Annotated in this window: 18 protein-coding genes and 1 tRNA gene; 1 reads left to right on the top strand and 18 read right to left on the bottom strand. The window is 45.3% G+C overall.

Annotated elements, in window-relative coordinates; translation table 11 throughout:
* Positions 1–58: 58 nt before the first annotated feature.
* The 10 genes from HXT40_RS01370 to HXT40_RS01325 all read right to left on the bottom strand — a co-directional run bounded on the left by HXT40_RS01370 (position 59) and on the right by HXT40_RS01325 (position 12,462).
* Positions 59–2,314: a hypothetical protein gene (locus tag HXT40_RS01370; RefSeq protein WP_421777264.1), complete on the bottom strand. Its 2,256-nt coding sequence runs from the start codon at positions 2,312–2,314 to the stop codon at positions 59–61.
* 332 nt (positions 2,315–2,646) lie between these two features.
* Positions 2,647–3,543, bottom strand: a complete 897-nt coding sequence (nusG, locus tag HXT40_RS01365) for a transcription termination/antitermination protein NusG (RefSeq protein ID WP_410311055.1) — start codon at positions 3,541–3,543, stop codon at positions 2,647–2,649.
* Positions 3,544–3,584: 41 nt separating this feature from the next.
* Positions 3,585–3,812, bottom strand: a complete 228-nt coding sequence (secE, locus tag HXT40_RS01360; RefSeq protein ID WP_004106254.1) for a preprotein translocase subunit SecE — start codon at positions 3,810–3,812, stop codon at positions 3,585–3,587.
* 36 nt (positions 3,813–3,848) lie between these two features.
* A tRNA-Trp gene (locus HXT40_RS01355) sits at positions 3,849–3,924 on the bottom strand.
* A gap of 158 nt (positions 3,925–4,082) precedes the next feature.
* The gene (locus HXT40_RS01350; RefSeq protein ID WP_410311054.1) at positions 4,083–5,321 is read right to left on the bottom strand and encodes a pyridoxal phosphate-dependent aminotransferase; all 1,239 of its coding nucleotides are present in this window, start codon (positions 5,319–5,321) and stop codon (positions 4,083–4,085) included.
* A 102-nt stretch (positions 5,322–5,423) separates the two neighbouring features.
* The gene (gene proB / locus HXT40_RS01345) at positions 5,424–6,569 is read right to left on the bottom strand and encodes a glutamate 5-kinase (RefSeq protein WP_410309325.1); all 1,146 of its coding nucleotides are present in this window, start codon (positions 6,567–6,569) and stop codon (positions 5,424–5,426) included.
* A 25-nt stretch (positions 6,570–6,594) separates the two neighbouring features.
* On the bottom strand, positions 6,595–8,277 hold the full coding sequence (gene obgE, locus HXT40_RS01340; protein ID WP_421777263.1) for a GTPase ObgE: 1,683 nt from the start codon (positions 8,275–8,277) through the stop codon (positions 6,595–6,597).
* A gap of 135 nt (positions 8,278–8,412) precedes the next feature.
* Complete coding sequence (rpmA, locus tag HXT40_RS01335; protein WP_004106248.1) at positions 8,413–8,664, bottom strand: 50S ribosomal protein L27; 252 nt, start codon at positions 8,662–8,664, stop codon at positions 8,413–8,415.
* 33 nt (positions 8,665–8,697) lie between these two features.
* On the bottom strand, positions 8,698–9,006 hold the full coding sequence (rplU, locus tag HXT40_RS01330) for a 50S ribosomal protein L21 (RefSeq protein ID WP_004111933.1): 309 nt from the start codon (positions 9,004–9,006) through the stop codon (positions 8,698–8,700).
* A 186-nt stretch (positions 9,007–9,192) separates the two neighbouring features.
* Positions 9,193–12,462, bottom strand: coding sequence for an Rne/Rng family ribonuclease (locus HXT40_RS01325; RefSeq protein WP_416090759.1), 3,270 nt, complete (start codon positions 12,460–12,462; stop codon positions 9,193–9,195).
* Between the two features lie 393 nt (positions 12,463–12,855).
* Here HXT40_RS01325 and HXT40_RS01320 point away from each other — a divergent pair, with 393 nt between their 5' ends.
* Positions 12,856–13,797 carry an AEC family transporter gene (locus tag HXT40_RS01320; RefSeq protein WP_012914484.1) on the top strand — a complete coding sequence of 314 codons (942 nt, stop codon included), beginning with the start codon at positions 12,856–12,858 and terminating at the stop codon, positions 13,795–13,797.
* A gap of 47 nt (positions 13,798–13,844) precedes the next feature.
* On the opposite strand, the gene HXT40_RS01315 is transcribed toward HXT40_RS01320, so the two are convergent.
* From HXT40_RS01315 to HXT40_RS01280, 8 genes are all read right to left on the bottom strand, one after another.
* The gene (locus tag HXT40_RS01315) at positions 13,845–14,132 is read right to left on the bottom strand and encodes a toxin-antitoxin system antitoxin subunit (RefSeq protein WP_248893526.1); all 288 of its coding nucleotides are present in this window, start codon (positions 14,130–14,132) and stop codon (positions 13,845–13,847) included.
* A gap of 12 nt (positions 14,133–14,144) precedes the next feature.
* Complete coding sequence (locus HXT40_RS01310) at positions 14,145–14,438, bottom strand: hypothetical protein (RefSeq protein ID WP_041160532.1); 294 nt, start codon at positions 14,436–14,438, stop codon at positions 14,145–14,147.
* A gap of 330 nt (positions 14,439–14,768) precedes the next feature.
* Entirely contained in the window at positions 14,769–15,629 is an 861-nt protein-coding gene (locus tag HXT40_RS01305) for a KilA-N domain-containing protein (RefSeq protein WP_416090757.1), read from the bottom strand.
* 369 nt (positions 15,630–15,998) lie between these two features.
* A complete protein-coding gene (locus HXT40_RS01300) occupies positions 15,999–17,426 on the bottom strand; it encodes a Maf family nucleotide pyrophosphatase (RefSeq protein WP_416090756.1) in 1,428 nt (475 codons plus the stop codon).
* Between the two features lie 43 nt (positions 17,427–17,469).
* Positions 17,470–17,823, bottom strand: a complete 354-nt coding sequence (locus HXT40_RS01295; protein WP_064621518.1) for a hypothetical protein — start codon at positions 17,821–17,823, stop codon at positions 17,470–17,472.
* Between the two features lie 10 nt (positions 17,824–17,833).
* On the bottom strand, positions 17,834–18,142 hold the full coding sequence (locus HXT40_RS01290; RefSeq protein WP_016636827.1) for a hypothetical protein: 309 nt from the start codon (positions 18,140–18,142) through the stop codon (positions 17,834–17,836).
* Positions 18,143–18,197: 55 nt separating this feature from the next.
* Positions 18,198–19,274, bottom strand: a complete 1,077-nt coding sequence (gene thrB / locus HXT40_RS01285; RefSeq protein WP_102703266.1) for a homoserine kinase — start codon at positions 19,272–19,274, stop codon at positions 18,198–18,200.
* Positions 19,275–19,293: 19 nt separating this feature from the next.
* Positions 19,294–20,664: a homoserine dehydrogenase gene (locus HXT40_RS01280; protein WP_102703267.1), complete on the bottom strand. Its 1,371-nt coding sequence runs from the start codon at positions 20,662–20,664 to the stop codon at positions 19,294–19,296.
* Between the last annotated feature and the right edge of the window lie 44 nt (positions 20,665–20,708).

Raw genomic sequence — 20,708 nt, 5'->3', positions numbered from 1 at the left:
AAATGCGTACGTAGTCGCCTTATGCGAAGCACGGCGAGTAAATGCATATACAACTGCTTCATACGTGATTGCATAAGCCTCGCCGCCTTCCAAAAATTAATTTGCGAGCGCACTCACTTTGACTTACCACGAAGCCAGCCGCCAGCAGATTTACCAACAGAGCAGCAAGAATACCAAACTGCAAATTCCAACTCTGACCGCCCGTATTCGGCAAAGTAAAATTACTCGCCAAGTGAATATTGAACGTAAAAGCAGCAAACTCCTTCTTTTCTTTAAAAGCAGTAGGAGTTGCAGAAGTTAGCGCAGATTTTATTGAATCAGGAGTTAAGGTACCTGTTAAAGTATCAAACTTATTTAGAGCTTCAGGCTTCAGCGCGTATACAACACAACTGTAATCGCCAACCTTAGTCGGCTTTATGCTCACTTCCATAGAAGCTTGAGACGCAATCTTTATCGCAGTACATTCGTTATCGCCTTTTCCTGCTTTATTGCATCTAGTTTGATCCTTATCCCCAGGCACACTCAACCCAAGCTCGTCAAGATTTCTGCTCCAAGTATTGTATTCAAGAGACTTATTCTTCTTCTCGCCCTTCGAGCACAGCACGCGCAACGTAATCTTCTTCGTGCTATCCGCCGCAGAAGTAGCATCAACAAACGGCTTAAGCTCCATACCGAGCATCGCAGAAATATTGTTATTGGTGCTAGTCAACGCCGCTGGCAACGGATCCGTGCCGTTTTTAAACGGATACACTTTCAGCGTAAGATCATTATCACCAATTTTTGGCTTTGGCTTATCTCCAAACTGGATTATTACAGTCTTATAATCCCAGTCAACGCCCTTCGCAATAGATGTTTTATTGTCCCACTTATCTTCAACAATGTTTCCCTCAAACAGAGACTTCTTACCTGCATCATCTTTGACTTTTTTATTAAACTCGTCTGATACTGTAGAACTTTCGAAATGTTTACCTCCACCGCTACTTACTAACTTAGTATCCTTAATAGCAAACACTTTGCACTCAAAAGTCCCAGCCTTTGTAGGCGTGCCACTAATCCAGCTTTGAGATTCCTCAGTATAATCATCATTCTCATATACAGCAGAATCCTCTGCACCAGTAGAAGGTCGATCCTTACCATCCATGTGCTTGAACTGAGTCTGCGTACCTAAACTCAAACCATTAACACTGTCTAACGTATAACTATCGGCACTATCACTAGTTTCTGCACTACCATTAGTACTAGTCTCTTTATGGCAAATCATATGGTGATGAATATAACCAGGCTCTTCTTTGGATTGAGAATCAATAAAAAGCTTATTAGTAATAGCTTTAGACTTCTGTTTTATAATAATTTTGTCATCGCTTACAGGAACTTTATCATTCTCTTTCCTAAAATCGTATAAGCTCAGCGATAAATCATTTTTTGATATATCAGATTCGTCAATTTTTACACTTACATCAATTTTTTTACCTTTTGTATCAGTAGGGTGGTATATGCCAATTTTGAATGTATAACTACCGCGATCCCATTTGCCTGGGCGCAACGTAACAGAACCATCAAAGCCTGTTTTATCTTTACTAGTATCCTTAACTTTAGTGGCACCATTATCTTTTTCAAAATTCGCCCAACTTGGTACAGGATCTTCACCATCTTTTTCTAACGTAAACCACAAGCCGCCTGGTACACCGGTTTGTTTTCTAGTCTTTCTTAATTTGAACTCTGGGGTAATAGTTCTAGTTTCACCACGCTTTATTAAAATAGTCTTACCATCATTATCTACAGTAGGACTACCAATATTGTAGCTAATCTTGTAGCATGAACTTAAACTCTTCTTCCCCTTGCACTCTTTCGGAAGCTGAGGATCTTCATTCGCACCTCTGTCAGTGCCTTTAACAGCTTTCGTAGAATCAGCAGCTTTATTTTTAGCATCTTTAGCTTTTTTATTTACAGCAGTCTCAGACTTAGCTTTATCGACAGACACATCTGCATTCTGCTGCTTTTCAACAGGCTTCGATTCCTTATTATCTTTATTTAAAGTACTTGAAGTATCAGTATTTTTCTTATTAGGCTCAGTATTAATAGATTCACTCTGCTTAGTCTGCTGCTTATTCTCATCATCATTTTTAGCAGAACCAGACTTAGCACCTTCAACCTTCTCAGTAACAGTAGTATTCTCACCAGCACTCAACGCATAAGTTGGAGCAATCACAAATGTAGCAAGCAACATTGCAATCGCCACGAAAAAAGCAAATAACGAACGACGAATTGAGCGCACTAGTCGAAGGAAACGGCTAAATATATGCGAATTAAACATATACACCTACCTTCTAATCTGCAAAGCTTACGAATCATGATGTCATCATTACGATGACACTTAAAAAAAAAACAACTCAATTACTCTGCTTAAACACTCAGCACTATACCCCCCCCCCACGCCTATTTGCAAGCCAAACGAAATATTTGGAAATATTTATTATTTACATTGATAAAAGCACTGTAATTGCAAGAAAATTTAGGATTATTTCCCCATTTTACGGCGTGTTGCAGTAAATAATAAAAACCGGGGCGCGAATTAACACACCCCGGTTTGTAAAAGTTACAAAAACTTAAAGCTTTTCACTCAAGCTTTTGGATCAGTCTTTCATCTCAAACAATCGGCTCCACTTGGTTGAATCCAAGCTCCACAGGAGTTTCACGTCCAAAGATGGAAACCAACACCGTAAGCTTCTGAGTTGTAGGCTCCACGTCCGAAACCACAGCTGCCATCGTTGAGAATGGACCATCAGTAACTGTTACCTGATCGCCAACCTTGTAAGCAACCTCAACCTTACGCTTACGTGCTGCAGCCGGCTTATCGCCAGCATTCTTCAAAGCTTCAGAAGCAATCATCGGAGCCATCATTGATACAACTTCCTTGCGGCTCAATGGTGCAGGCTCTCTAGAAGGACCAACGAAACCAGTCACGCCTTCAGTCTCGCGCACAATGCGGCGAGCGTTCTCATCCGGCCACATGCGAATCAACACATATCCTGGCACACGCACGCGGGTAATAACCTTCTTACCCTTTTCCGTATGCTTCTCGACTTCTTCCATAGGAACTTCAATCTGGAAAATCTTATCTTCCAAACCAAAGTTCTGCACGCGGGATTCGACGTTAGTTTTCACGCGCTTTTCGTAACCAGAATACGTGTGAAGAACGTACCACTTGCCTTCCAAAGTGCGAAGTTTCTTAGAAAATTCTGCTACAGCGATTGCGCCGGCATCAGTTGGGTCAGCTTCGTTCGCATCGTCAGCATCAGTAGTTTCATCAGCATCGCTAGTTTCGTCAGTTTCGTTAGAAACATCAGCAACACTGTCAGCAGCAGCGCCATCAGCTACATCAGCTGCAACATCAGCAGATTCCTCATCCACATCAGCTTCAACGGACTCGCTAGAAGCAGCAACTTCATTATTCACAGCTGATTCGTTTGCTTCGTCAGCATCATGAGAAGCAAAAGCCTCATCAGCTTCACTCGCTTCTTCGAAATTGAATTCATCAGTCATCTTGCATACACCTTCAAAATTTCAACTCAGCCAATTTCAACTCAGCCGAACAGCCACATTACGGACTTACCCAAACCGAAGTCCATGCAGGTGACGAAAGCCATCAAAAACACAACAAATATGAAAACTGCAGACGACCAAGCAAACAACTCTTTGCCATGAGGTGCAATAACCTTGCGCGTCTCGTCAATAGTTTGCTTAACGAACATGCCAATACGCACGAACAAGTTATGCTTTACTGCTTTCTTAGTACTGCGTGCCTGCGCCATGCTTGAATCCTTCGTGTAAAAACTTGAACAAAAAACTGGCAGGGACGGCGGGACTCGAACCCACAACCTACGGTTTTGGAGACCGTTGCGCTACCAATTGCGCCACATCCCTAAGGTGAACTTGCTCATCATACCCCAAAAGGAACGAAATAGCAAACCGCCAGATAGACATACTATCTCATGGGCATGATTTCGTTATATCATCGCACAAAAAGCGAGTGTCGCATTGTGCAACGGCAAGCAAGTTCTTATTTTGCAATAAATACTTGCTTAAGCTTCAACCCACTTCTTCATGCGACGCATGCCCTCAGCAAGCTGGTCGTCAGCAAGAGCGCAAGAGAATCGCAAATAGCCAGGAGCACCAAAAGCTTCTCCCGGAACCGCAGCAACATGCGCTTCGTCAAGCAACATTTCAGCAAATCGAGAAGAAGTATGCGGCAGTTCGCATTTCTCGCCAAGCGGACGCTCAAGCAACGCCTCAATGTTAGCAAACGCGTAAAAAGCGCCGTGAGGAAGAGGGCAAGTAACGCCGTCAATATTGTTCAACGCTCCCACAATTGCTTTGCGTCTAGCATCAAAAGCCTCACGCATAGTGGCGACCACATCCAGCGAACCGCCGACTGCAGCAATTGCTGCGCGCTGCGAAATATTAGAAACATTAGAAGTCATATGGCTTTGAAGCTTAATTGCAGCTTTAGCAACATCTTCTGGTGCCACCATCCAGCCAACACGCCAGCCAGGCATGGCGTAAGTTTTAGCAACACCATTCAAAATCAGCAGCTGCTCGCGAATTTCCGGCACCTCGACGCCAATATACGAAGTCGAAATGCCGTCGTAATGCAAGTGCTCGTAAATCTCATCAGAAATAACCCAAATATGGTGTTTTACAGCCCACTCGCCGATTGCGCGAATAGTTTGCGCGCTCCAAATAGCGCCTGTAGGATTCGAAGGCGAAGTTACGATAATTGCGCGCGTGCGTGAAGTGCGAGCGGACTCAATTGCCTCAATATCTGGCTCAAAACCGCAATCTGCACCTGCCAAAACCGGCACAGGCACGCCGCCTGCAAGCTTCACAGCCTCCGGATAACTCGTCCAATACGGAGCTGGAATAATAACTTCGTCGCCATCATTTAAGAGGATTTGGCAAGCCTCATACACAGCTTGCTTTCCGCCGTTTGTAACTACAACTTGATTTGAGGAAACTTCGTAGCCGGAATCTCGCTGCACTTTGCGCGCAATCACCTCCCTAAGCTCCGGTAAACCTGCCGTAGCAGTATAACGATAGTTGCGCGGGTCTTTACACGCTTGTGTTGCAGCATCAACAATGTAAGAGGGAGTAGGAAAATCTGGCTCGCCTGCGCCAAAGCTTACGACGTCAATGCCGTCAGCTTTCATAGCTTTTGCCTTGCCGTCTACTGCTAAAGTTGCACTCGGAGCGACCCGGTTAATACGCTCGCTTAATACGCGCCAATTTTCTGAGGATGAAGTTTCTGCAATATTCTCTGCCATGATTTACAGTGTAACCTTAAGCCGCGAAACGAGCGAAACAAGCGAAACTGTCGAAAACACAAAACCATTTGGTGAAATCGACAAAACACGAGCCACTAGTAATTACACAAGCACGAGATTGTCGCGGTGCACAACCGGATGCGCATACTGACGGCCGAGTGATTCTTCAAGCTCATCGCTCGTACGCCCCATAATCTCCGGAATTTCCTCCGCGTCAAAAGCAACCAAACCCTTAGCCAAATGGTTACCCTGCTCATCGTCAATCCACACAGGATCCGTCGCCGAAAACTCACCGCGCACGCCAACAATACCAGCCGCAAGCAAGCTCGCGCGACCTCCGCGAACCGCCTTCGCAGCACCATCGTCAACTACCAAAACTCCGTGCGGATGCGAAGCAAAACCAATCCAAAGTCGCCTTGAAGAATCGCGCGTATGCACCGGCGCAAACACAGTACCAACAGCATCTCCAGCCAGTGCCGGACCGGCATTTCCAGCGCAAGTTAGCACAGTTGGAATTCCCGAAACTGCAGCAACATGCGCAGCTTCCATCTTCGTCACCATACCACCGGTACCTACGCCCGAAACACTTGCGCCAACTTTCACTTCTTCAATCGCGCGCGTCACATCTGGCACAAAACTCACACGTTTAGCACCCGGTTCACTAGGCGGTGCAGTATAAAGAGAATCCACATCCGTAAGCAACACAAGAGCTTCCGCTCGCACAATATTTGCTACAAGAGCCGCCAAACGGTCGTTATCACCAAATCGAATTTCGTTGCTAGAAAGCGCATCATTTTCGTTTACGATTGGAATTACGCCAAGTTCAAGAAGCCGCAGCATTGTGCGCTGAGCGTTACGGTAGCGAGACGGCGAAATAGTAACGTCCGCAGTAAGAAGCATTTGCCCGACTCTGAAACCAAATTGCGAAAATGCTGCTTCGTATTGAGCCATAAGCAATCCTTGACCAACTGAAGCTGTTGCCTGCTGAGTTGGCACATCTTTAGGACGCTCATTAAAGCCGAGCAAACCAAATCCAGCTGCAATTGCACCAGAAGACACAAGCACAATGCGAGCACCTTGCATTTGCGCGTGACTTATTGCAGTCACAAGAGCGCGCAACTTTTGCACATCCAGCTGCCCAGACGCGCTCGTAAGTGAGCTTGAGCCAACTTTTACAACGATTGTGCGCGCCTCACGAATTGAACACCGAACCCCATCTTCGGTAAGCTCAATTTCTGGATTATTCATAAGATTCCCCTTGACCTTGATTCTTCTAGTTTTCTTGCTCTTCGCCACGGCCAAACAAGCTATTTTCATCATGGCGATCGTCATCCACAGAAGGATCCGCCCAGTGACCCGACTTTCGCTCAGCCATCATCGCGTCTCGAACTGCGCTCTTTGCATCCATCATGCTGTGATAATCTCGTCTACGCTCAGCATTCGTGCGCCTTGCTCCGCGAGGATCGTTCGCTTCGATTCGCAAATCCTTGCCACGCGCACCCAAGTTAGCGCCGTCCAATCCTTCTGCACCGGCAGCGATACTTGGATCCCAGTCGAAGCAAACCATATGATTCCCAGCGCCAATACGAATTTCGTCTCCTGGACGCGCGCCCTTCTTGCGCAATTCATCCTCAACGCCAAGCTTTGCCAAGCGATCCGCCAAATAACCAACGGCTTCGTCGTTGTCGAAATTCGTTTGTATAACCCAGCGCTCAGGTTTTGCGCCAGTAACAGTGAACCAAAAATCACCATTCCTGTCTTCCTCGCGCTTAATTTCAAAGTCTGCACTATTTCCACGTCCATCATCGCGGCGACGACGCAAAGCTGAAGTCTGCTGCTCAAGAGGCTGAATGACAACACGCTCTTCTTCACGCGCTGCTTCCTCGGCAGCGAGCTTCTCGCGCATCTTTTCAACCAATCGTCCAAGCGCAAAACCGAGCTCTTTCAAGCCTTCGTGAGACGCGGTAGAAATCTCAAATACAGTCAATCCCATTTTCTCAAATTCACCGCGTACAAAATCAGCCAATTCTTTAGCTTCAGGCACATCGACCTTATTTAGCACAATAATGCGCGGACGCTCAGGAATTGGAATCGCACCCAACGGAAGCTCAAGCTTATCAGCGTATTGCGCAAGCTCATGCTCAAGAGCGTGGTAATCGCTAATTGGATCGCGATTTGGCTCCAGCGTTGCGCAATCAATTACGTGCGCAATAATCTCTGTGCGCTCAATATGACGCAAAAACTCAAGACCTAAGCCTTTTCCTTCGGAAGCTCCTGGAATTAAGCCTGGAACGTCTGCAATTGTGTAGCGATAGTTGCCGAAGCTTACAACACCTAGGTTTGGCACCAAAGTAGTAAACGGATAGTCAGCAATTTTCGGCTTAGCTGCACTAATTGAAGCAACTAAGCTTGATTTTCCTGCAGAAGGGAATCCAACTAAAGCTACGTCTGCAATAGACTTGAGTTCCAAAATTACGTCGCGTTCTTCACCAGGCTCGCCTAAAAGCGCGAATCCTGGGGCACGACGAGTTTTGTTTGCGAGTGCTGCGTTGCCAAGACCGCCAGCACCCCCCTGCGCCACAACGAATTTGTCTCCAACATGTTGCAAATCCGCCAAAACTTCGCCTGGTCGCTTTTGAGAGTCTACAGCACCGCGTGCAGTAAAAACAACAGTTCCAACAGGCACAGGAAGTACTAAGTCTGCACCTTTTGAACCGTCTTTAGTGTCACCTAAGCCCATCGTACCGTTTTCTGCAGTGCGGTGAGGCATGAAGCGGTAGTCAAGTAAGCTGTTTGCGTTACGATCAGCTACAAAAATAACGGAACCACCGTCACCGCCATTACCGCCATTTGGACCTGCTAATGGCTTGTACTTTTCGCGACGAACTCCGGCAGATCCGTTTCCACCATCTCCGCCTTTTACATGCACTGTTACGCGGTCTACAAAATCACTCATACTGCTACCTTACTCGAAGATAAACACTTAAATTCTCGGGAACATGCGAGAACAAAAAAGCCGCACCGAACGGGGGTGCGGCTTAAACGTTTTATTGTCGACTTATTGTCGAATCTGTTTAGGCTTAGCTAAGATTCAGGCGGTAACAACGTCAACAACCTTGCGGTCGCGACGAATACCGAACTTCACATTGCCGTCCACCAAAGCGTACAGCGTGTGATCCTTGCCCAAAGCAACGTTCTGACCTGCGTGGAACTTAGTGCCGCGCTGACGAACGATAATGTTGCCAGCCACTACAGCTTCACCGCCAAACTTCTTAACACCAAGATATTGCGCTTGTGAGTCGCGACCGTTGCGCGAGCTAGACGCACCCTTCTTATGTGCCATCTCACTGTCCTTTCAGGTTTATAACACCGTCAATCAGGCGATGGCCGTGATCTTGACGAGAGTCAACTTCTGACGATGACCCTTGCGACGAGCCACACCAGTCTTGTTCTTATACTTCATAATGCTAATCTTTGGACCTTTGGCTTCGTCGTTCAAGACTTCTGCCTTCACCGTGATCTTAGCAAGATCCTTGGCACTCAAGGTTACCTTAGCACCGTCAACAACGAGCGCGACCGGGAATTCCACGGTATCGCCCTTCTTTGCATCGAGACGGTTCACGAGAATGGCGTCGCCAACCTCGACCTTCTCTTGATGGCCACCGGCCTTCACAATCGCGTACATAATTCGTTCCTTAGCTCAATTGAAAGCTTACTTTTGCCTTGCGCACAGCAAAACACGCGCGGCAAGACACCGACTATCAAAAATACACCTACCCATGTACTAACGTCAAGTCGCTAGATTCATGAGTCAATGCAGACAATATTCAATATTGTACTCAAGGCATATACTTAGTCACTATTCAGAGGCTCAATCATCACTTTCTGTAGTTTCTTGCATAATTTCCTGCATAGTTTCTTGCGTAGGTTGCTCCGCAGTATACTCAGCAATCTCTTGCGTAGTATCCTCTAAATTATTTTCAACTAATTCTTCAGAAGTTTTATCCACTTCACTAGTTTTCGCGGTTTCGCCAGCATCCGCAACTTCGCTAGTTTCATCCGCCTTAGAAGATACAGACTCTTCATCAGAATTCAAAAAATTGCTATACTGCGTTTCTTCTTCAGATTTATGAGCTGCGTCAGTAATTACAGACGCGGCAGCTATACGCGCTAACTTAGCTCTCACTTCCGCACTAGAACCCTGCTGCTTAACAGGCGCAGGCTGTTCCGTTGCGCTTCCGTGACCATACTTGTTTGTTTTAACAAAAGGATCTCCGCCCTTAAGCGCGTAAGGATCTGCATATTCCGAAGAAACAGTAGGCTCATCGTGCAAAATAAACCCACGTCCCTTGCACGTTGGACACTCTTCAGAGAACGCTTCAACTAAGCCTTGACCAACGCGTTTACGCGTCATTTGCACAAGACCAAGAGACGTAACTTCAGCAACTTGATGCTTCGTGCGATCCCTAGCCAAGCATTCCAAAAGCCTACGCAAAACTAAATCGCGGTTCGCTGGCATAACCATATCGACATAATCGATCATGACCATGCCACCAATATCGCGCAAACGAAGCTGGCGCGCAATCTCTTCAGAAGCCTCCAAATTACAACGAGTAACCGTTTCTTCCAAAGACTTACCACGCCCAATAAATCGTCCAGTATTCACATCGATCGTAGTCATTGCTTCCGTACGGTCAATCACAATAGAGCCACCAGCCGGCAAATAAACCTGACGCTCCATACCCTTACGAAGTTGACTATCAATCTGCCACTTATCGAAAACGTCCTTGCCTTCATGCTCAGCAGGATCCCAATATTCAACCTTGCTGCGCAAATCTGGAGCCATCATCTCAAGATATTCATCAATTCGCTGACGCACTCCCTCGCCTTCAACAATAAGCTTTTGGAAGTCATCGTTGAAAATATCGCGCACAACACGAATTGCCACATCAGGCTCACCCTGTAACAGTTTAGGGCGCTTTCCATGCAAGTATTCTTCGCGCTTAGCTTCAATGCGCTCCCACTGCTTAACAAGCGAATCTAAATCTTTTTCAATCGACTCCTCGCTTGCGCCGTCAGCAGCAGTACGAATAATAACGCCCATATCTTTTGGTGCAATCTTCGACACAATAGCACGCAAACGCGAGCGCTCTCGATCCGAAAGCTTGCGACTCACACCGGTCATGCCGCCAGATGGCACAAGCACTAAGAAACGCCCTGCAAGAGTTACTTGCGAAGTCAATCGAGCACCCTTATGCCCAATTGGATCCTTAGTAACCTGCACAAGCACAGGATCACCAGACTTAAACGCAAGCTCAATCCTACGAGGCTGACCTTCAAGACGAGCCATATCCCAATTAACTTCGCCTGCATAAAGCACGCCATTCCTGGCTTGACCAATATCTACGAATGCCGCTTCCATGCTTGGAAGCACGTTTTGAATGCGCCCAAGATAAATATTTCCAACAGTAGCAACTTCTTGAATATCAGAAACATAATGTTCTACAAGAATATTGTCTTCAATAACAGAAATTTGCGTGTGGCGATCGCGCTCACGAACAACCATTAATCGTTCAACATTTTCGCGACGAGCAAGGAAATCTTGCTCCATAAGAAGGTTTTGACGGCTACGCTCACGCCTATTATCTCTACGGCGTTGGCGCTTTGCTTCAAGTCGCGTAGAGCCTTCAATATCCGTAATTTCGTCTATATACTGCTGCTTGCGCGAGCGGCGAGAAGTCAAGTCGTCTTCGTTCGCATTAGTGTAGTCGGATGACTCTTCCTGAGAAGACGCGGAATTTGCGTCATCGGAGGATTTAGAACGGCGGCGACGACGGCGACGCGTATAAAGAGTTTCTTCCTCATCTTGCTCACGAAGTTCTTCTGGATCTGGAATTAAATCGCGATCTTCTTGAGAAACTTCATCTATTCTTGCGCGTTTTGTGCGAGAATTCGCGTCATCGTCAATATCATTAGAAATATCGATGTCAAAATCGCGGCTTTCGTTGCGACTTTCGTTGCGGTTTTCGTTGCGATCAGCGCGAGAGCTACGACGGCGACGACGGCGACGCGTAATCATTATTTCATCGTCATCGTTGCCATTATTCGCATTATAATCGTCGTTTATACCTCTGTTATCGCCTTCGTCACTGCTATTGCGGCTATCTCTGTTATCTCTGATATTGCTACCATCTCTGCTGCCTACTGCACCATTTTCATTTCGAGCGTCATCATCATTAGAGATGTTATTCGACATATTGCGACGATTAGAACGCCTATTTGAAGCATTTTCCGCAGATAAAATATCGCTAATATCAAGAGTTTCATCGATGCGCGTATCAATGGGAGCATAAACAATATTGTCGTATGCAAGATCCTCTTCAATTTGCTCAACTTCAGCTGCAGCACGTCGCTCAACAGCATTCAATCTGCGAGAACGGCGAGAACGCTGGCTTTTGCGAGTTTTTTCATCGCGATCATCTTGCGAATCCTGAAAATTCTTAGCGTACCCAGAATCTTGAGAATACATAGAATGACTTGTTTCACGCGATGTTTCACGACTATTCCCTCTGCCACTATCACGCTTTATTTCGCTTGAATTCTCACGTCTTTCAGAACGTGACTTGCGTTCGCTACTATCACGGCTATCATGACTATCGCGACTATCACGGCTATCGCGGCTGTTGCGTCCACCGCGCCTTCCGCGAGAAATATCACGTAAATCATCACGCAAATCATCATTCAAGTCATCACGCGAGTTGTCACGCAAGTCATTACGCGAACTGCTGCTTTCTTCACTACGATTGTTCACTACCTTAGGAAGAACTGGCTCCTGGAATAGGAGCGAAGTTATTGGGCGCGATTTAACAACATGCGGCTCAGAATTCTTCGTACTAGAATCCTCAACTTTTAATTCCATTGCTTCTCCAGCCGCACCAGCACCACGAGTAACTCGTCGACCGCGACGGCGACGCGTAACGCCAGAGCTTTGCTGCAAAGTATCGCCGGCAGCTATATTACTTTCCGCAAAATCTGTAGATTGCATTATTCCGGACATTTCCGCAGAAGTAGCGGTTTTAGACACAGTTCTACTATTTTCAGCTTCAGATTCATTGAAGCGTTCTCTTATTATTCTGGGCACTATGCTCCTCACGAGACGCTGCATCGTCTCGCATCCCTGGCTTTAAGTTGAGCACGCACGTGCGCGAGCCACCCCAAAGCTCTTTACAAAGTCTAGCTGCGCGACAGCGGACGCCAGCCTCGGAAAACGCTCACGAGGGGATCGACGCCATCGATTGCCTGGCGGCTTGCAGTGCCACCGCTCTCTAGTATGCCATATTGCCGAGTCAAATATATGACTCGTTGAATATTAAAATTTGCATCGCTGTTTTAAGCCAATTAGCAGTTACTAAAAATTCCAATAATTTCAAACTCATCCATAACGCACATAAAAGTTGCGTATCTCTCCTATAGTTACAGCATAGGTTCGCACGCATGCAATTTGCGTGCAATTAACGAATTTTGGAGGCAAGAAATGGGCTTAATCAGCGCAATGCAAGGCTTTTGCGTAATTGGCATTGTTATTGCTGCAGGCTATGTTACTGCTCGCATGCGCGTTGGCGGTTCACAGGCTCAAATGGTCCTAAATCGCGTAAGTTTTTTCGTTTCCAGCCCTTGCTTAATGTTTGCAATACTTTCTAAAGAGCCTATTTTTGAGATTTTTCACTCTTCGATTTTTGTTGCATTCTTTTCTGCGATGATTGTTGGAGTTGCGTTCGTGCTGCTTAATCGCTTTTGCTTCCATCTTCCTGCAGCCGACTGCACTGTAGGTGCTCTCAATTCTCTTTATTTAAATTCAAACAATATTGGCTTGCCGGTTGCGACTTATATTTTGGGAAATCCTGCGCTTGTTGCTCCGATTTTAGTTATGCAACAGGCTGTATTTACTCCTGTTGGTTTGACGGTTCTCGACATTACAACTACTGGAAAATGTTCGCTTAAACGCATCGCTCAGCAGCCTTTAAAACAGCCACTTTTAATTGGTTCGCTTGGTGGAATTATTATTTCTGCAATTTCCGCAAAAGTTGGCTACTTCCCTGTTCCTAATTTTCTTTACGATCCAATTAAGATGATTGGCGATTCTGCAGTTCCAATGATTTTAATGGCTTTTGGAATGTCGCTTTACGGAAGCAAACCTTTACGAAAAGATTCCAATCGCGCTGCTATTGCCACGGTTGCTGTGCTAAAAAATCTTATTATGCCTGCAATTGCATTTTTGCTAGCTTATTTTGTTATGGGTTTTCGCGGGGCAACTTTGTACGCGTGCGTTGTGCTGGCTGCGCTTCCAACCGGTCAAAACGTTTACAATTATGCTGCGCGCTACAACGTCGGCTTAAGTTTTGCGCGCGACGGCATACTGTTTTCTACTGTCACTAGCCCAATTTGCATAGCAGTAATCGCCGCTATTTTGGGGTGATTAATCCGCGCGCAATCGTAGAACTTTGTAATCACAACACTTTGTAATCATCTTGCTTTTTGAGCAAGAAGCAGTTTGCATGCTTCGCGCACAACGTCCCCAACTTTCACACCCTGCTTATCGGCAGAAGCCTTTAGAGCATCAGCATCTTCAGCAGATATACGAAAAGTTATAGGCAACATAGCTTCTTTGTAAAGAGGCGGTCTGCCGAGCGGCTTTTTAATACGCAAATTACCAGCTTTACCGTGATATTTGCCTTTTTCAGCATCACTTTCCCATTTATCAAGCATTTCATCAGTGACATCAACGCCACCTTCACCACGAAAATTAGCCATAATCACTCCTACCTATCTTCTACCAAAAATTTGTCTAATTTCTTCTTGACTAAATCCCATTTCAGCAAGAAACTTTTTAGTTGCAGGCACTACATGAAAAATAATCCATTCCCCATCTTCGCCCTTATATGCAATAAGTTCCGTAATAACTCCGCGAGAATCCCAAGCAAGTGAAAGCATCTGACTAGGCTCATATTCACCTTGCCTGGGAAGCTCTCTACAAGATGAGTTCCACATATTTATTACTTCAGTTTCGCTGAACCAAGGTCGTTTTCGAATAACTCTAGGATGCACTAAAACCTTCATAAATATTATCTCCCAACTCTCAATACTTTCGTATACGAAATATTATCACATTGTGCCAGAGATTATCAAAATATGGCTAATCGAACTAATAAAAGCATGCAAAAAGCCTAATGCAAATTGGCAAAAGTTGGAAGTCTGCTTTCAGATTCCGCAAAACTAACTCATACTTGGAAGTCTACTTCCAAATTGAAGCTACCTTTGCGCAGCTATCTTTGCACAGCTAACGAGTCGAGGCAAGAGAATCAAGACACGCGCGGAAACTGTACTGCACACGTACCAGAAGACGGGGTAAATATCAGCATTAAGTGCAGAATTAAAAAGTGATTAGACTCAATTTTTTAGCACGGAATCCAAACTCTTTATTCCAGGATTATTCAAATTCTCAAGAGATAAAATCTGCGTTCGCGCCAAATTTCTAAGTTCCGCCATTCGATCAGCCTGTGGCAAACCCTTAGAGATCAAAACAGCGTTATAGCTTTCCATATTCGCCAATACCAGAAGCTCATTAATACTCGCCTCGTCTCGAATGTTGCCTTTTGACTTAAGATTTGCGTCTCTCCATTGCTTAGCAGTCTTATTAAACAATGCAACATTTAACAAATCTGCTTCATTTGCATACTTATACATCAACTGCCCAGAAGTCAAATCCTTCAACAAATATTCTTTAATAGCATCCGTATGAATCTTGTAATTAATCTTCGAAATCTCACGGTTCAAATTCCAATTCAACGAAAGCCTGGAACCCTCATCAGATTTAAGTCTTTGATAATCTTTGATAATATATAGTTCAAATTCTGCTGAGATCCAAGCCGCAAACTTAAATGCTATATCTTTATGAACGTAAGTTCCGCCATTCTTACCAGATTTGGAAACTATGCCAATAGCATTTGTTGATTCTACCCATCTTTTAGGAGATAAAGTAAAAGCATTAGAACCAGCCTCATTCTTAAAGGAGTCGAATTCGACCCCTTTAAAATTAGGATTGTTAATACTCTCCCACAATCCCAAGAACTCAATAGTATTCTTCACTCTCAGCCAGTTTTTAACAACATCTTTAGGCTCTTCTTTGTTTTTATATCTCGCGATATCGGTTAAACTAACGTAATCATTCCTAAAATCTTCCGTATAAACCTGAATTGTAAAGCCTTTTGCTGTAATAATATCTTTTTTAATATTTGATGCATTAGACATAATTGCCTCCTAATATTTACGCAAATTTACGCAATTAGTTGCTTTATTTGATTTGTTTACTTTATTTCTATGCGCTTAACACAAAACCCATGAATCACAAGCAAAATTACAAAATCAAGCACAAGCCACAAAACATCTAACAACTAGCAGAAAACTAGCATGCACCAGCGCATAAGTAGTATTTTATAAGATTTCATAGATTAAAAGCAACGCAGACACGTAGATAAAATAAAAAAGTTAATTCCCAAAACAATACTCTAAATAAAATTTCGCAAGTTGGAAGTCTACTTCCAAATTCCGCAAAACTAACTCATACTTAGAAGTCTACTTCCAAATTGAAGCTATCTTTGCGCACTTACCTTTGCGCAACTAGCGAATCGAGGCAAGAGAATCGAGACGAGCGCGGAACGACGGCCAATCAGTGCGCATTGCCGTAAGCAGCTTCAGCTTAGGCACGTCGTCAATCGGCACCCACTTAATTTCCATACTCTCGTCGTCGTGCGCGCAAGGATCCACACTATGCCCCGGCTTTTCAAACGCAAAAACCGTTGTATAACACCAATTTCCATGATCTTCGCGGTAAGCTCCAACAACTTCAATATCTCCCGAAGTGATATTTGCTTCCTCGAAAGACTCACGCAACGCGCCCTCAATCGCGCTTTCTCCGTCGGAAATTGCGCCACCAGGGATGCCCCAAGTGCCACCTTCAGCGCTCCAAAGAGCACGATGTTGCATCACAACGTGCGTCACGCGACCAGTTTCAGCATCTCGCCTAGCAAGCAGCACTCCAGCAGCTCCGTTATGACCCCAATGTCTGCGGCCACAATCGCAATGCACCCAGCCATCTCCCGGCTGATGCACATTTTCTTTAGGCACTTCCGTGGAAGTCGGATCATTCTTTTCGCCAGTTTCTTCCAAGCTTTCCTTATTCCACAAATCCGGCCAAGCGTATCCAAGCTCCGAAACCATTTGTCTCAGCAGCGGCAAGCTGATTCCAAGAACACCGTGAGGATCTCCATTAATGCTTTCAATAAAAGCTCCGCCAAAACCTTCTAACGTAAAGGATCCTGCCACTTCCAGAGGCTCACCAGTTGCTACATACGCGCGAATTTCCGCGTCATTCATTTGCGCAAAAGTTACGCTTGCATGACTTGTTTTGCAAATAGTTTTGCCGGTTTTTGCGTCGATTAAGCAGTGACCAGTCCACAATTGTCCTGTTTTTCCACTCATCTGCTTGATTCTCTCAAATGCCACTTCAGGAGTATGCGGCTTTCCGTAGCACTCACCATCGAGTAAGAACATGGAATCGCAGCCAACAATCAGCACACCGCTACAATCATGAGAAGATTTACTCGTATATGCAAAATCGTGAATATCGAAAGTTTTTGTAGGAACAGTAACGCCTGAAAAATCGCGAGTTTGCGCCGTATCTACGTTATGCGTTACGTCTGATTGCGAATCGCTTGCTAAAGCATTACCAGCAGATTCAGAAGATTCAGATCCCGCAGGTTCAGCTTCCAGCGGATACCCCACAACTAAATCGCCACTAGCCGAAGCAGCCGCATCCGCCACACACTTCCACGCATGGTACACAGCTTGAGCTTTTGCACGAGCCAAAATAGAAACTCGCTGCTCAACGTTCAACTGCTCAACGCTCGCACCTCGCTCACTAGCGGCATCACGCAAAGCCGCCAGCTCATCCACTTCGCTTACGTGAATTACCGGAATCACGCCCGCTGCCGCCAAAACCGCTCTACGCGAAGGAGACTGCGAGGCTAAAATCAACGAAACTGTCATACCTTACTCTTCCTTTTTATCCTTCACACAGTCTATTTTCTGGTTACTGCAATACTGCCTGTAGCTGGCATTGTTCATTATGCATCTGAGCATCTCTCAAAATCAAAGACTGTAAATACTTGCTTTTATTTGGCATGCCATCTCTTTTAGCAGCGCGAGAAATATATTCACTCCAAGATTTAGGTACACGAAAACGCTCTTGAACACTGCTTTCGCGCCTTTCTTTTGAATTTGGTCTTCCTGGTCCAGATAAGGATGCAAATATTTCAGTTGCATCAGAATCTTCAGAAAGCAAAGTTTGCATAATTTTTGCAGCTTCTTCGCCAGAAAATTGCATTACAGGAGGATTATTTGGAACAGACACATTTTCATCAGCTAAATTCTCATACATATCCATTTCACTCACCTCATTTGCCCCATCTTTTCCAATATTTAAACCATTTATCAGTCAGATGCTCTACGTGAAACACCAAAAAATCTTTACCTTGAGGTCTTGCAAGCACTTCAATTAAATCATCCTTCCACGCACCTGGATGCCTTAAACATATGACTAGCGCAACGAATGTTCCGTTTGAACTAGGCGGATTTGACACATCATTAGGATTAACTAAAGCAAACCATATAGGTTCAGCCATAGCTTTTCGTATCTCTTCCTCATTTAGATGATCTTCATCAAAATGTTTGTATGCAGATTTGGGATCAAATCTAATAACCATTAACTAATTGTACCACAATTTATTGACTTGTTGCTTCATTACAACTTCACATAGGTTATTCGCGAGTTATTGCAACGCCAATAGAATCAACCTGCACATGCAAAACACGCCAGCCAGCACGCGAAAGCCACGGCTCAGCAATTGAGTCGATTTTTTGAGCTGCACTCTTGTTGCACTCAGCGTCTCCTGCATAAAATACAGCAACGCACGATCCTGCTCCCGAAATCGCTGCAGCAAAACCATGCTCGCGCAACGTTTCCACTAGCTTCCATGAATCTTTCATAAGATTTGCACGATACGGTTGATGAAGAGCATCTTGAGTTGCTGCAAAAAGTAACGCATTTCTCGAAATATCAGATTTTACTGTGCCTAATTTATTTTCAGAATCGCTATTTAACTCACCAAAAGCAACCGGTAGCATTGCAGTTCGCGACACGTTAAATATTGCGTCACCATACGGCACTTTTGCTGGAAGCGCGCGCCTAGCAAGCTCTGTAGAAAGCTCGAAATCAGGAACGAATACAGACACGGAAATATCTTGCGAAACTTTGTATCGTACAGTATGAAAACCGGTAGAAAGCGGAGCTTCGCAATCTCCAGCCACGCGCACAGAGCCTTTGCCTTCCCCAGCATCAAGCTTCCAGCTCATCGTCAAACCGCCAAAAACTGCAGGAGCAACATTGTCTGGATGACCTTCAATTGCGGCCGCGATTTCGAAAATTGCTTCGCGGTTAAGATCACCTTCGTGCGCAAAAGCCCAAGCAGCAGCAACTGCAGCAACAATCGCTTCTGCAGAAGAGCCCATACCGCGCGCTTGCGGAATCCGATTATGCGCTTCTAACGTAAATCGCAAGTTTGGCAGACCAAATATTTTACAAGCTTTGCGAAAAGTCGCTACAACTAGATGCGTTTCATCTTTTGGAAGCGTATCCTCGCCTTCGCCGTGAATAATTACGCGCACGTTTCCAGCATAATCGAGCGAATCAAGCGAATTTTTAGAATGATTATCATCCAGAGTAAAAACTAAAGAATCCGCATAATCAAGCGCAATACCGGCTGTATCAAAACCAGAACCAAGATTTGCGCTAGTCGCTGGCACGCGCACGGAAACACTGTTACACACTGGCTTCATACGATCACCTGCAGCTTCTCTACTTTATAACGCGCAAAACTAGCGGCTTTCCACACACAACATCCAACTTCTGCAAATCCTCACAAATAGCTTGAACTGCAGCTTCCGAACATTCGCGCACAAGCACGCGCACACTGCCAGGTCCACCAAGACCGCACTGTGGGCAATCCGAATCAGCTTCAGTTTGCGCATACTTAGCTTGGCACGCCGAAGCCAAACGTTCAGCCGCAACGCCATGATCTACAAAAACATCCATAACTTCGCTGCACAAAGCCAAAGAAGTATCTTCCATATTGCAACGAATCACAAAATCCGCTCTAGTCTGCTCGCTAGAAGCCGGCACATACTTGTTGTACATTGGCACGCCAAAACCTGCGCATCCACGCACAAGATTTCGAGCAGCACTAACAACATCTCCAACAACAGCACTTGCAGTTGGAGCGCCGCCGGCACCGCGTCCGTAGAACATCAAATCGTCTGCAGCCTGCGCCTTCACAAACACAGCATTAAAACTGCCGTGAACCGACGCCAAAGGGTGCTCCGCACCAACAAGCGCCGGATACACATTAACACTTACTCCGCCATCCGATTTTGACTTACCGTCGCAATGCCTTTCGACTGCTGCAAGTAGCTTAATTACACGCTTTTCCGCGCTCGCTGCAGCAATATCTTCAGCAGTAATCGCGCTAATTCCTTCAACGGATACGTCGTCAATACTTACTGGCATTTGGAATGCAAGAGTTGCAAGAATCGCAGCTTTATTTGCAGCATCGAAACCTTCAACATCTCCGGTCGGATCTGCCTCAGCATAACCCTTTTCTTGAGCCGCGTGCAAAGCCAAATCAAAATCAAGTCCGCGCACAGTCATTTCGTCAAGAATATAGTTGGTAGTTCCGTTTACAATTCCGAAAATTTGCGTAATTTTGTCACCAATAAGCGACTCTCGAAGCGGTCGAACAATAGGAATCGCTCCTGCTACAGACGCCTCAAAGTACAAGTCAACTCCGTGACTTTCTGCACACTCGTATAATTCCGGACCAAACTTCGCAAGCAACGCTTTATTTGCAGTAACAACAGATTTTCCGTGGCATAGCGCACTTTTTACAAAAGTATGAGCCGGCTCAAGTCCGCCAATAAGCTCGACTATAATATCAATGTCTTCGCGAGCGCACAAAGAGGCAGTGTCTGTAGTTAGCAAATCACGCTTAATCCAAGGCGCATCAACTTCTTCCGGGCGTAAGCATGCAACTGCTGCAAGCTCAATTTCAGCGCCAGTTCGCTTCTTAAGCTCATTGAACTGTTCAACTATTAGTCGCGCTGTTTGAGACCCAACAGTTCCAGCCCCAAGTAGGCCTACGCGAATAGTTTTAGTCGACTGATTGCTTTGCATAACTTTCGCCTCCTTCGTTGATTTATTTTATATTTTATTTTTAT

Source organism: Gardnerella sp. DNF01180P (assembly GCF_049244205.1).
Taxonomy (GTDB): Bacteria; Actinomycetota; Actinomycetes; order Actinomycetales; family Bifidobacteriaceae; genus Bifidobacterium; species Bifidobacterium swidsinskii.
The sequence above is the reverse complement of the archived record's forward strand: the minus strand, read 5'-3'. Positions and strand labels throughout refer to the sequence as shown.